This window comes from Streptomyces galbus, from assembly GCF_005280195.1.
In the GTDB taxonomy this organism is placed as follows: Bacteria; Actinomycetota; Actinomycetes; order Streptomycetales; family Streptomycetaceae; genus Streptomyces; species Streptomyces galbus.
This window is the reverse complement of sequence record NZ_SZPR01000019.1, coordinates 338,476-351,041: the sequence shown is the minus strand read 5'-3', so window position 1 is coordinate 351,041 and position 12,566 is coordinate 338,476. Positions and strand designations below refer to the sequence as shown.

Below are 12,566 nucleotides of genomic sequence, written 5' to 3'. Positions count from 1 at the left end.
GGTGACCAGTACTGCGTCCTCCACGGACTCCACGGACCACCGGCTGGCCCAGGCACCGCACGACGAGCGGCCCCCGTGGCAGCAACGGCTGCGCCGTTTCGGGTATGCGGCGGAGCCGGCCGGCGACGTCCGGGAGCGGCTGGTGCCGCCGTACGCGCAGCCCAGCCCCCGGCTGTGGGACGCGCTGGGCGCGCGCCCCGCACTCGCGGAGTGGATCACGCGCTGGTCGGGGTGGCTCGGCCCGCTGCTGGTGACGCTGCTGGCGGGCGTCATCCGCTTCTGGAACCTGGGCAGCCCCAAGGCGGTGATATTCGACGAGACGTACTACGCGAAGGACGCGTGGGCCCTGGTCCACCGCGGCTTCGAGGTCAACTGGGACAAGAACGCCAACGACCTGGTCCTCAGCAGCGGCGGCCACGTCACGATCCCCTCCGACGCGGCGTACGTGGTGCACCCGCCGGTCGGCAAGTACGTCATCGGGCTCGGCGAACTGCTCTTCGGGTTCGACCCGTTCGGCTGGCGGTTCATGACGGCGCTGCTCGGGACGCTGTCGGTGCTGCTGCTGTGCCGGATCGGCCGGCGCCTGTTCCGCTCGACCTTCCTCGGCTGCCTCGCGGGTGGGCTGATGGCGGTCGACGGGCTGCACTTCGTGATGAGCCGCACCTCGCTGCTCGACGGGGTGCTGATGTTCTTCGTGCTGGCGGCGTTCGGCTGCCTGGTGGTCGACCGGGACCGGGCGCGGGAGCGGCTGGCGGCGGCGCTGCCCGCCGACGCGGACGGCCGGACCCGCCCGGACCCGTCCGTCGGCGACCGGCTGCGCCTGGGGTGGCGCCCCTGGCGCTGGGCGGCCGGGCTGATGTTCGGCCTGGCGATCGGCACGAAGTGGAACGGGCTGTACATCATGGTCGCGTTCTGCGTGATGACCCTGCTGTGGGACGCCGGGTCGCGGAAGGTCGCCGGCGCGCGTCACCCGTACCTGGCCGTCCTGAAGTACGACACGGGCCTGGCGTTCCTCGCGACGGTGCCGGTCGCGGTGGCCGTCTACCTCGCGTCCTGGACGGGCTGGATCCTGTCCCCCGCCGACGGCAAGGGCGGCTACTACCGCAACTGGGCGGCCACCGACGGCAAGGGCGGCGACTGGACGTGGCTGTTCCCCGACTGGGCGCGCAGCCTGTGGCACTACGAGCACGAGGTCTACGAGTTCCACACCCACCTGACCTCGCCGCACACCTACCAGTCCAACCCCTGGAGCTGGCTGGTCCTCGGCCGCCCGGTGTCGTACTTCTACGAGTCCCCCTCCCCCGGCTCCGACGGCTGCCCGGCGGACGCGGGCGAGAAGTGCGCGCGCGAGGTCCTGGCGCTCGGCACGCCGCTGCTGTGGTGGGCGGGCTGCTTCGCGCTGCTGTACGTCCTGTGGCGGTGGGCGTTCCGCCGCGACTGGCGCGCGGGCGCGATCGCCTGCGGCATCGCGGCGGGCTACCTGCCGTGGTTCCTGTACCAGGAGCGCACGATCTTCCTGTTCTACGCGGTCGTGTTCCTGCCGTTCCTGTGCCTGGCGGTGGCCATGATGATCGGCGCGATCGTCGGCCCGCCGGGCTCCTCGGACACCCGCCGCGTGGCGGGCGCGACAGGGGCGGGCGTCCTGGTCCTCCTGATCGCGTGGAACTTCATCTACTTCTGGCCCCTGTACACGGGGCAGGCGATCCCGATCGACTCCTGGCGGTCGCGGATGTGGCTGGACACGTGGGTATAGACGCGCACCCGCGCCTGCAGCGCGTCCTGGTCGTAGGCGTGACCGGTGCCGGGAAGTCCACGCTCGCGCGGGTGCTCGGGGAGCGGCTCGGGCTGGTGTACCTCGAGATGGACGCGCTGTACTTCGCCGGGCCCGGGTGGGCCGTGAACGAGCGGCTGGTGGAGGACGTGGCCGGGCTGGCGGACGGGCCCCGCTGGGTCGTCGACTCGCTCGGGTACCCGCAGGTCCGCGACCTGCTGTGGGAGCGGGCCGACACCGTGGTCTGGCTGGACTATCCCCGGCGCGTGGTCATGCCCCGGGTGCTGCGCCGCTCGCTGCGGCGGACCGTCACCCGTGAGGAGCTCTTCGGCGGCAACCGGGAGACCTGGCGGGACTGGCTGAGTCGGGAGCACCCCGCCTGGTGGGCCTGGGCCCAGTTCGCGGCGCGGCGGCGGGAGATCGAGCGCCGGCTGCGCGACCCGCGGTTCGCCCCGCTCCACACCGTCCGCCTCGGCCGCCCCCGGGACGCCGCCGCCTGGCTGGCGTCCCTCTGAGCCACGCCGCGGACGTTGGAGCCGTTCACGTACGTGACCCCGCCCCGGTGTCCGATTCACGTGCCTGATTCACGCCGGTGACCCCGGTTTGCCGACCGCCTTCGGACAAGTTCGCCGGAACAGGGGTCACAACCGGCCCTCCCTCCGCATACAGTGCGACCACGGCCGCCGTTTCTGAACACGTTCAGAAAGCTCACGCGCGGCGGCTCGAACGGGGACAACGGGGAAACGGGGAAGGGGCACGGCATGCGCAAGGGGGCCAAGGCGGCCATCGTCGGTTCGGTGCTCGCCGTCATGGTGGGCGGGGCCGGCTACGGCGGCTACAACGTGCTGTCCGCGCTGAGCGCGGACAGCGGCCCGGCGGTGGGCGGGCCCGCGCCCGTGCGGACCGGGCCACCGAGCAGCGGCGAGGTCGAGGACACCACGCGCGCGTTCTTCGCCGCCTGGACCAAGGGCGACGCGGCCGCGGCGGCGGCGCTCACCAACAACGCCGAACGCGCCGCGGCGCTGTTCACCGCCTACGCCGGGGAGGCCCACATCACGGGCGTCCGCATCACCCCCGGCCCGGCGACGGGGGCCACCGTCCCGTACAGCGTCAAGGCGACGGTGTCGTACGGCGGGAGGTCAGCGCCGCTGGCCTACCGGACCAGGCTGACGGTGGTCCGGGGCGTCACCACCGGCAAGGCGCTCGTCGACTGGCAGCCCGCGGTCGTCCACCCGGCGCTGAAGAGCATGGACGACACCCTGGTGACCGGCGCGTCCGCGGCGGCGCCGATCGAGGCCGTGGACCGCCACGGCACGGTCCTGACGAAGGAGCAGTATCCGTCCCTGGGCCCGATCCTGGACGAGCTGCGCGACAAGTACGGCGACCGGGCGGGCGGTTCGGCCGGCGTGGAGCTGGCGGTGCGGCACGCCGAAGCGAGCACCGCCGACACCCCCGTCGTCACCCTCGCCGAGGGCCGCGCCGGGAAGCTGCGGACCACGCTGGACGCCGGGCTGCAGGCGGCGGCCGAGCGGGCGGTGCAGTCGTACGCCGAGTCCTCCGTGGTCGCCGTCCAGCCCAGCAGCGGCGACGTGCTGGCCGTCGCCAACCACCGCACCGACGGCTTCAACGCCGCGTTCCTGGGCCGGGTCGCCCCGGGGTCCACCCTGAAGATCCTCAGTGCGGCCACCCTCATCGACAACGGCATCACCAGCGCGAACGGCCCGGCGCCCTGCCCCGACGAGGCCGTGTGGCAGAGCCAGACCTTCCACAACCTCAAGGGCCTGAGGCCCGACGAGGGCGCCACCCTCTCCGACAGCTTCGCCCGCTCCTGCAACACGGCCTTCGTGAAGTTCGCCGACGAGGTGCGGGTCGACTCCCTCACGAACGAGGCCGCGAACCGCTTCGGGATCGGCCTGGACTGGAAGACCGGCATCCCGTCCTTCGACGGCTCGGTGCCCGCCGCCGGCGGCCCGGACACGGCGGCCGCCATGATCGGGCAGGGCCAGGTGCAGATGAACCCGCTGAACCTGGCCTCGATCACGGCGACCGCGATGACGGGCAGCTTCCGCCAGCCGGTCGTCGTCCCGCGCGCCCTGGACGACCGCCCGCTCGCCCGCGCCCGCGGCCTGTCGTCCGGCACCGTCCAGCAGTTGCGCGGCATGATGCGGCGCACCGCGACCAGCGGCACCGGGGCCGGCGTGATGTCCGGGCTGAGCGGCAGCATCGGCGCCAAGACCGGCTCCGCGGAGGTCGACGGGCAGGCCCGCTCCGACAGTTGGTTCACCGGGTACCGCAATGATGTCGCCGCCGCGGCCATGGCCCAGGACGCCGGGCACGGCGTCGACGCGGCCGGCCCCATCGTCGCGTCGGTCCTGCGCGCCGGCTGAGCACCGCCGGGCGCCGGGCGCGCGGCCCGCACCCCGCCGCGCTCCCGGCGCCCCCGCCTCGTGTCACAACCCCGCTACGAGCCGGTGGCCCACGTCACGGACCGGTCACCCGCGCGGCACGGGACCCTAGGCTGGTCGCCGTCGTTGGGGTGCACGAGGGCAGCGAGGGTACCGGGGCACGGGGAACCCCCCGGGGAGCGCGGAGGAACACGGGTCGTGGGCAAGAGAAGGCGCGTCGCCGAGCGACGGACGAAGAACCCCGCCGTCATCGGGGGGATGGCCGCCGTGGTCGTCGTCGGCGCCGGTTTCGGCGTCTACGCGCTGTACGGCGGTGGTGCCTCCGCCGACAGCGGGTCCACCGCCACGGCCGCCGCGAAGCCGAAGATCAAGACGGGCCCCCTGTCGGCGGCGGAGGTCACCACGACCGCCACCACGTTCCTCACCTCCTGGCAGCAGGGCGGCGTCGCCCGGGCCGCCGCCGTCACCGACGACACCGCCGCGGCCACCGCCCTGCTCACCGGCTGGACCAAGGACGCCCACATCACCGGCGCCACCCTCACCCCCGGCACCCCCACCGGCGCCAGGGTCCCCTTCTCCGTGAAGGGCACGGTGACGTACAAGGGCGTCAGCAAGCCGCTGGCCTACGACAGCGCCCTGACCGTCGTCCGCGACACCACCGACGGCGAGCCGCGCGTCGACTGGCACGCCTCGGTCGTGCACCCCGACCTCGCCGACGGCGACACCCTGGTGACCGGCGAGTCCGGCACCCCGCCGGTCCGGGCACTCGACCGCCAGGGCGGCGAGATCACCGAGGCGAAGTACCCCTCCCTCGGCACGGTCCTGGACGGGCTGCGCGAGAAGTACGGCAAGGAGGCCGGCGGCAAGGCGGGCGTCGAGCTGCGCGTGGTCCGGGGCAAGGAGTCGAAGGCGAAGAAGTCCTCCGACAAGACGCTGCTGGAACTCAGCAAGGGCACGCCGGGCACCGTGAAGACGACGCTCAGCCCCACGCTGCAGGCGGCCGCCGAGCGCCAGGTGGCCAAGCGCCCGCGCGCCTCGGTCGTCGTCACGCGCGCGTCGACCGGCGAGATCCTCGCGGTCGCCAACAGCGGCCACGGCTTCAACACCGCCTTCCAGGGCTCCCTGGCGCCCGGCTCCACGATGAAGGTCATCACCTCGTCGCTGCTCATCGAGAAGGACCTCGCGTCGGCGGACAAGGTCCACCCGTGCCCGAAGACGTTCCGCTACGGCGGCTGGACGTTCCACAACGACGACGACTTCGAGATCAAGAACGGCACCTTCAAGGCGAGCTTCGCGCGCTCCTGCAACACCGCCTTCATCAGCCAGGCGGGCAAGCTCGACGACGACAGCCTGACCCGGCAGGCCCAGCAGGTCTTCGGCCTGTCGTCGAACAGCTGGTCCGTCGGTGTGCCCACCTTCGACGGCTCGGTGCCGGTGCAGTCGGCGGCCCAGAAGGCGGCCTCGCTGATCGGTCAGGGCGGGGTGCGGATGAACCCGCTGAACATGGCGTCCGTGGCCGCGACGGTCAAGTCCGGCTCGTTCCACCAGCCCTACCTGGTCTCCCCCGAGGTCGACGGCCGCACCCTGGCCAGGGCCCCGCGCACGATGTCCTCGGCCACGCTGAGGCAGTTGCGCGAGCTGATGAACTACACGGCCGCGTACGGCACGGCGGCGCAGGCCATGTCGGGGCTCGGTCCGGACTTCGGCGCGAAGACGGGCTCGGCGGAGGTCGACGGGCAGAAGCAGCCCAACGGCTGGTTCACCGCGTACCGGGGCGACCTGGCGGCCGCGGGCGTCGTCCAGGCGGGCGGCCACGGCGGCGACACGGCGGGCCCGATCGTCGCGTCCCTGCTGCGGCTGGGCGGCTGAACCGCGCCGCTCAGCCCGCGACGGGCTCGGCGGTGTAGGTGCGGCGCAGGAAGCGCGTCAGCGCCTTGGTCTCGAACTGCACGACCGAGACGCCCTGCGTGGAGTGGAACTCCACGATCGCCTGCACCCGGCCGCACGGCCACACCCGTACCTGGCCGCTGCGGACCGGGGCGCGCAGGCCCTGTTCGAGCAGGGCGCGGGAGAGGGTCCACTCGTGCGGTCCGGGCAGGCCGACCCGGACCGAGCGCGGGTCGGCGTCGGGGTCGTAGCGCAGGACGACCGGGACGGCCCCGAGGTCCTCTTCGAGCCGGTCGGCGTCCGTGAGGATGTGGGCTCGTGCGTACTGTTCGACTACGGACATCGGACGGCCCCTTCACGCTCGGTGACCTGTGTGGAAGCTGTGCGTCCACCCCCTCACCAATGTCTCATATTTTCCGTTTTGCGCCTCCGGGCGATGAGATCGCTCTTGCAAGGGGTTTGCAACAAGGCTCTATCATCGAACAGTGCACGTACCCGACGGATTCATCAACGCCCCGACGTCCGCCGTGACCGCCGTGGTCGCCGCCGGCGCCATCGCCGTGAGCCTGCGCGGTGCCCGCCGCGAACTCGACGAGCGGACCGCGCCGTTGGCCGGCCTGGTGGCCGCGTTCATCTTCGCCGTGCAGATGCTGAACTTCCCCGTCGCGGCGGGGACCAGCGGCCATCTGCTCGGCGGCGCGCTCGCCGCGATCCTCGTGGGTCCCTGTACCGGGGTCCTGTGCGTCTCCGTCGTCCTGCTGATGCAGGGCATCCTGTTCGCCGACGGCGGGCTGACCGCGCTCGGCGTGAACATCACCGACATGGCGATCGTGACCACGGTCGTCTCCTACGCCCTCTTCCGCGCCCTGGTGAAGGTCCTGCCGCGCAGCCGCCGTTCGGTCACCGTGGCGTCGTTCGTGGCCGCGCTGGTCTCCGTGCCGGCCGCGGCGGTCGCGTTCACCGTGATCTACGCGATCGGCGGCACCACCGACGTCTCGATCGGCAAGGTCGCCACCGCGATGATCGGCGTGCACGTGCTGATCGGGATCGGCGAGGCCGTCATCACCGCGCTGACCGTGGGCGCCGTGATCGCCGTGCGCCCCGACCTGGTGCACGGCGCGCGCGGGCTGGAGCAGCGGCTGAAGCTGCGGGTGAACGGCGAGCTCGTCGACGCGCCGTCGGCCCCGGCCGCGGCGCCCGTCGCCGCGCGCACCTCGCGGCGCGCGCTGTGGGTGTCGGGCCTGGTCACCTCGCTCGTGCTGGCCGGCTTCGTCAGCTACTACGCCTCCTCCTCCCCCGACGGGCTGGAGAAGGTCGCCGCCGACCACGGCATCGACCGCAAGGCCGAGCAGCACGCCGGCGCCGGCTCCCCGCTCGCCGACTACGGCGTCAAGGACGTCAAGGACGCCCGCCTGTCCGGGGGGCTGGCGGGCGTCATCGGAGTCGGGGTGACCGTCGTGGCCGGCAGCGCCGTCTTCTGGACCCTGCGCCGGCGCCGTACGGCCGACGACGTGTCGCCCGTCTCGACGACCGGAACCACCGTGGAGAACGTCTGACATGGGCGCCGGGCACGCGCACCGGCTGTACCGGCACGGGCACTCGCCCGTGCACGCCCTGCCGCCGCACACCAAGCTCGCCGCCGCGTTCGCCTTCGTGGTGGTCGTGGTGTCGACGCCGCGCGAGGCGATGTGGGCGTTCGCCCTGTACGCCGTGCTGCTGGCCCTCGTCGCCCACCGCGCGCGCGTGCCCGCCGGGTTCCTGCTGCGGCGGCTGCTGATCGAGGTGCCGTTCGTCGCGTTCGCGGTGCTCATGCCGTTCGTGGCGGAGGGCGAGCGGGTCGACGTCCTCGGGCTGTCGCTGAGCGTGAACGGCCTGTGGGGCGCCTGGAACGTGCTCGCCAAGGGCACCCTGGGCGTCGCCGCGTCGGTACTGCTGGCGGCCACCACCGAACTGCGCGAACTGCTGCTCGGGCTGCAGCGGCTGAAGCTGCCGCCGCTGCTCGTGCAGATCGCCTCCTTCATGATCCGCTACGGCGACGTGATCACCGACGAGATGCGGCGCATGCGGATCGCGCGCGAGTCCCGCGGCTTCGAGGCGCGGGGCGTGCGGCACTGGGGCGTGCTCGCCAAGTCGGCGGGCGCGCTGTTCATCCGCTCCTACGAACGCGGCGAGCGCGTGCACCTGGCCATGGTCAGCCGCGGCTACGCCGGATCCATGCCGGTGATCGACGAGGTGACCGCGTCCCGGGCGCAGTGGTCGTACGCCCTCGCCCTGCCGTGCGCCGCCCTCGTCGTGTGTCTGCTGGGATGGACCCTGTGACTGCTTCCCTGGAGGTCTCCGGCCTCGCCTTCGCCTACCCGGACGGCCACCAGGCCCTGTTCGGCGTCGACTTCTCCATCGCGCGCGGCGAGCGGGTCGCGCTGCTCGGCCCGAACGGCGCCGGCAAGACGACCCTCGTGCTGCACCTCAACGGCATCCTCTCCGGCGGCACCGGCTCGGTGACCGTCGCCGGACTGCCCGTCGGCAAGCAGCACATGGCCGAGATCCGCCGCAAGGTCGGCATCGTCTTCCAGGACCCGGACGACCAGCTCTTCATGCCGACGGTGCGCGAGGACGTCGCGTTCGGGCCCGCGGCCGCCGGGATCAAGGGCGCGGCGCTGGAGGAGCGGGTCGACCGGGCGCTCGCGCAGGTCGGCATGGCGGAGTTCAAGGAGCGTCCGCCGCACCACCTGTCCTTCGGACAGCGGCGCCGGGTCGCCGTCGCGACCGTGCTGGCGATGGAGCCGGAGATCCTGGTCCTGGACGAGCCCTCGTCCAACCTCGACCCGGCCTCCCGGCGCGAACTCGCCGACATCCTGCGCGCGCTGGACGTGACCGTGCTGATGGTCACCCACGACCTGCCCTACGCGCTCGAACTGTGCCCGCGCGCCCTGGTCCTGAGCGACGGCGTGATCGCGGCCGACGGCCCGACCGCCGAACTCCTCGCCGACGACGCCCTGATGCGCGCCCACCGCCTGGAGCTGCCGTTCGGCTTCGACCCGCGGTCCGTCGCCACGGGCGCGTGACGCGCCGGACCCAGGAATCCCAGGGGCGTCGCACGCGTTGACCGCAGGTCGAAGGTGAGCGGAGAGGACGGTCGGGCGTGGACGTGCGGGTGAACGGTGCGGTGGCCGAGGGCTTCGAGCCGGTCGCGGAGGCGTTCGCCGCCGGCTTCCGCACCCTCGGGGAACGCGGCGCGGCGGTCGCCGTCTACCGGGACGGACACCGGGTCGTCGACCTGTGGGGCGGCACCCGCGACGTCGACGGCACGCTGCCGTGGGAGCGGGGCACCGCGCAGATGGTGCGCTCCGCGACCAAGGGCGTGGTCTCCGCCGCCCTCCTGCTGCTGCACCAGCGCGGCGAGCTGGACCTGGACGCCCCGGTGCGGACGTACTGGCCCGAGTACAAGGCCGCCGGCAAGGAGCACACGCGCGTGCGGGACCTGCTCGCCCACCGGGCGGGCGTGCCCGTGCTGGACCGGCCGCTGACCCCCGCCGAGGCCGCCGACCCGGACCTCGCGGCCGCCGCCGTCGCAGCCCAGGCGCCCGTCTGGGAGCCCGGCACCGCGCACGGCTACCACGCCCATACCTTCGGCTGGCTCACCGGCGAACTGGTGCGGCGCGTCACCGGGCGCTCGGCCGGCGACTGGATCGCCGAGCACGTCGCCGGGCCGGCCGCCGCCGACTTCTGGCTGGGGCTGCCCGCCGCCGAGGCACACCGCGTGGGCCGGGTCGGCCGGCTGCAGGCGCCCGAGCCGTCCGGCGCCCTGCGCGTCCGCCCCAAGCGGGCCGTCGCCGACGCCTACGCCGACCCCGCCTCCCTCACCCGGCGCGCCTTCGCCGCGATCACCCCGGTGCCCGACGAGAACGACCCCGTCTACCGCGCGGCCGTCCTGCCCGCCTCCAACGGCATCGCCACCGCCGACGGCCTGGCCCGCGTCTACGCCGCGCTGATCGGCGAGGTGGACGGCGGGACGCGGCTGTTCACGCCGGACACCGTGGAGCTGGCACGCGGCGAGCGGTCGGCCGGGCCCGACCGGGTGCTCGTGGTGCCGACCCGCTTCGGCCTCGGGCCGATGCTGCACGGCAGCGCCTCGCCGCTGCTGTCCCCCGGCTCCTTCGGCCACCCCGGCCGCGGCGGCGCCCTCGGCTTCGCCGACCCCGGGTCGGGCATCGCCTTCGGCTACGTCACCAACGGCTTCCGCTCCAGCGTGACGGCGGACCCCCGGGCCCAGGCGCTGGTCCGCGCGGTGCGCGAGGCGCTCGCCGGCTGACCCGGGCCGGGGCCGCGGACCCGCCCCGCGCGCCTCAGACGTTGATCGGGTGCGAGGTGCGGCCCGACGCCGAGTCGATCTCGTCGTGCGCCTTGGTCAGCAGCCGCATGGCGATCTCGTTGAGCGCCCGGGCGCCCGCGATCTCCTCGCCCGTGCGCGGCTGGTCGGCGTCGGTGTCGTGGCGGGTGGCGTGCCCGTGGGCGCGGACCTCGGTGCCGTCGGGCAATCGCACCAGCGCCACCGCGCGCGTGTGCCGGCCGTCCTCCAGGAACTCCAGCTCGACGTGCCATCCCACTGCGGTGTGCATCATGACGACCACCTCCACGAGACCTGCTTCCAGGGTGCTCCTCGGGACCTGCCGACGCACGCGTCCGCCGGGCCGCTATGTTGATGCGGCCATGCACAGCACAGACCAGCTCCCGCAGCAGCAGCCGGACACCGCCCCGGACGAGGACGCCGTCCGCGCGCGGGAGTGGCCACGGCACTGGCCGCTCCTGCTGCTGGGCGCCGCCCTGCTGCCGGGGACCGCGCTGGTCGTCCTGGGCCGGTGGACGGACGCGCCCGCCGTGCTGGCGTGGCGGACGGTGTGCCTCGCGGTCTGCGTGCAGGCGCTGCCCTTCCTGCTGCTGGGCACCGCGCTCTCGGGCGCGATCAACGCCTTCGTGCCCGCCTCGGTGTTCCAGCGGGTGCTGCCCCGGCGCCGGGCGCTCGCCGTGCCCGTCGCCGGGGTGGCCGGGGTGGTGCTGCCGGGGTGCGAGTGCGCGTCGGTGCCGGTCGCCAGGAGCCTGATCGGCCGCGGGGTGACCCCGGCGGCCGCGTTCGCGTTCCTGCTGTCCGCCCCGGCCGTCAACCCGATCGTGCTCACCGCCACCGCCGTCGCCTTCCCGGGCCGCCCGGAGATGGTGCTGGCCCGGCTGGTGGCCTCCCTGGCCGCCGCCTGCGCCATGGGCTGGCTGTGGCTGTGGCTCGGCAAGGAGGAGTGGCTGCGCCCGGCCGTACGGCACACCGGGCACCGGCCGGGGCACAGCCGCTGGGCGGAGTTCCGGGCCGGCTTCCAGCACGACCTGCTGCACGCCGGCGGGTTCCTGGTGGTCGGCGCGATGGCCGCGGCCACCTTCAACGTCGCCGTCCCGCGGTCCGTGCTCGACACGTTCGCCGGGTCGGCCTGGCTGTCGGTGCTGTTCCTGGCGGCGCTCGCCGTGCTGCTGGCGGTGTGCTCGGAGGCGGACGCCTTCGTGGCGGCCTCGCTGTCCGGTTTCTCGCCGGTGGCGCGGCTGACGTTCATGGTGGTCGGCCCGATGGTCGACCTGAAGCTGATCGCGTTGCAGACGGGCACCTTCGGGCGGGCCTTCGCGGTCCGCTTCTCCACGGCCACGGCGGTGGTCGCGGTGGCGTGCAGCGCGCTCGTCGGGGGGATCCTGCTGTGAGACGTCCCGTCCAGGCACTCCTGCTCGTCCTCAGCGGCCTCGGCCTGCTGCAGGCGACGCTCTTCTCCGACCTGTTCCTGCGCTACGTCAAGGAGGGCATGCGCCCGCTGCTGGTGGCGTCCGGCGTGGTGCTGCTGGCCCTCGGGGCGGCGGAGGGCTGGTCGTCCGCGGCCCGGCTGCGGCGGGCCCCGGCGGCCGACGGTGCCTCCGCCAGGGACCCCCACGGGCACGACCACGGCCACGGCCCGCCGTGGGTGGCCTGGCTGCTGTTCCTGCCCGCGCTCAGCCTGCTGTTCTGGGCCCCGCCCGCCCTCGGCGCCTACACCGCCTCCCGTGAGACGCCCCAGGCCGTCACCGTCACCGGCCAGGACGACTTCGACCCGCTGCCCGCCGTCTCGCCGCTGCCGCTCACGCTCGGCGACTTCACGCGCCGGGTGCAGCAGGACCGGTCGCGGGCGGTCCAGGGACGTACGGTGCTGCTGGCCGGGTTCGTCACGCCCGACGGCAGCGGCGACGGCTGGTACCTGACCCGGCTGATCCTCAACTGCTGCGCCGCCGACGCCCAGTCGGTGAAGGTGCACGTCCACGGCGTCGCGGCGCCGAAGGCCGACACCTGGGTCGCGGTCACCGGGACCTGGCACCCGTCCGGCACCCTGGGCACCCCCTCGGCGGAGGCGGGCCTGGACGCCCGTACGGTCGAGCGCATCGCCCGCCCGTCCAACGGCTACACCGACGGCCCGCCACTCGTCACCCGCTGACCGGCG

12 protein-coding genes are annotated in these 12,566 nt (G+C 73.9%); 10 read left to right on the top strand and 2 right to left on the bottom strand.

What is annotated here, in order from left to right; genetic code table 11:
* Nucleotide 1 precedes the first annotated feature (1 nt).
* From E4U92_RS24885 to E4U92_RS24870, 4 genes are all read left to right on the top strand, one after another.
* Nucleotides 2-1,753, top strand: coding sequence for a dolichyl-phosphate-mannose--protein mannosyltransferase (locus tag E4U92_RS24885; protein WP_137302674.1), 1,752 nt, complete (start codon nucleotides 2-4; stop codon nucleotides 1,751-1,753).
* 14 nt (nucleotides 1,754-1,767) lie between these two features.
* Nucleotides 1,768-2,286 carry a P-loop NTPase family protein gene (locus E4U92_RS24880; protein ID WP_137302821.1) on the top strand — a complete coding sequence of 173 codons (519 nt, stop codon included), beginning with the start codon at nucleotides 1,768-1,770 and terminating at the stop codon, nucleotides 2,284-2,286.
* A 246-nt stretch (nucleotides 2,287-2,532) separates the two neighbouring features.
* On the top strand, nucleotides 2,533-4,158 hold the full coding sequence (locus tag E4U92_RS24875) for a penicillin-binding transpeptidase domain-containing protein (protein ID WP_137302673.1): 1,626 nt from the start codon (nucleotides 2,533-2,535) through the stop codon (nucleotides 4,156-4,158).
* Nucleotides 4,159-4,374: 216 nt separating this feature from the next.
* Nucleotides 4,375-6,045, top strand: a complete 1,671-nt coding sequence (locus E4U92_RS24870) for a penicillin-binding transpeptidase domain-containing protein (RefSeq protein ID WP_137302672.1) — start codon at nucleotides 4,375-4,377, stop codon at nucleotides 6,043-6,045.
* Nucleotides 6,046-6,055: 10 nt separating this feature from the next.
* Here the strand turns inward: E4U92_RS24870 and E4U92_RS24865 are convergent, their stop codons facing one another.
* Nucleotides 6,056-6,406, bottom strand: coding sequence for an SsgA family sporulation/cell division regulator (locus E4U92_RS24865; RefSeq protein ID WP_137302671.1), 351 nt, complete (start codon nucleotides 6,404-6,406; stop codon nucleotides 6,056-6,058).
* Nucleotides 6,407-6,548: 142 nt separating this feature from the next.
* Here E4U92_RS24865 and E4U92_RS24860 point away from each other — a divergent pair, with 142 nt between their 5' ends.
* From E4U92_RS24860 to E4U92_RS24845, 4 genes are all read left to right on the top strand, one after another.
* Nucleotides 6,549-7,619, top strand: a complete 1,071-nt coding sequence (locus E4U92_RS24860) for an energy-coupling factor ABC transporter permease (protein ID WP_137302670.1) — start codon at nucleotides 6,549-6,551, stop codon at nucleotides 7,617-7,619.
* A gap of 1 nt (nucleotide 7,620) precedes the next feature.
* Complete coding sequence (gene cbiQ, locus E4U92_RS24855) at nucleotides 7,621-8,382, top strand: cobalt ECF transporter T component CbiQ (RefSeq protein WP_137302669.1); 762 nt, start codon at nucleotides 7,621-7,623, stop codon at nucleotides 8,380-8,382.
* Nucleotides 8,370-9,128: an energy-coupling factor ABC transporter ATP-binding protein gene (locus tag E4U92_RS24850; protein ID WP_137302668.1), complete on the top strand. Its 759-nt coding sequence runs from the start codon at nucleotides 8,370-8,372 to the stop codon at nucleotides 9,126-9,128. The genes cbiQ and E4U92_RS24850 overlap by 13 nt, the downstream gene beginning before the upstream one ends.
* A gap of 83 nt (nucleotides 9,129-9,211) precedes the next feature.
* Nucleotides 9,212-10,375, top strand: a complete 1,164-nt coding sequence (locus tag E4U92_RS24845; protein ID WP_137302820.1) for a serine hydrolase domain-containing protein — start codon at nucleotides 9,212-9,214, stop codon at nucleotides 10,373-10,375.
* A 34-nt stretch (nucleotides 10,376-10,409) separates the two neighbouring features.
* Here the strand turns inward: E4U92_RS24845 and E4U92_RS24840 are convergent, their stop codons facing one another.
* On the bottom strand, nucleotides 10,410-10,685 hold the full coding sequence (locus tag E4U92_RS24840; RefSeq protein ID WP_137302667.1) for a DUF1876 domain-containing protein: 276 nt from the start codon (nucleotides 10,683-10,685) through the stop codon (nucleotides 10,410-10,412).
* 88 nt (nucleotides 10,686-10,773) lie between these two features.
* On the opposite strand from E4U92_RS24840, the gene E4U92_RS24835 reads away from it, so the two are divergent.
* Entirely contained in the window at nucleotides 10,774-11,802 is a 1,029-nt protein-coding gene (locus E4U92_RS24835; protein WP_137302666.1) for a permease, read from the top strand.
* On the top strand, nucleotides 11,799-12,560 hold the full coding sequence (locus tag E4U92_RS24830) for a TIGR03943 family putative permease subunit (protein ID WP_137302665.1): 762 nt from the start codon (nucleotides 11,799-11,801) through the stop codon (nucleotides 12,558-12,560). The genes E4U92_RS24835 and E4U92_RS24830 overlap by 4 nt, the downstream gene beginning before the upstream one ends.
* Nucleotides 12,561-12,566: the final 6 nt, after the last annotated feature.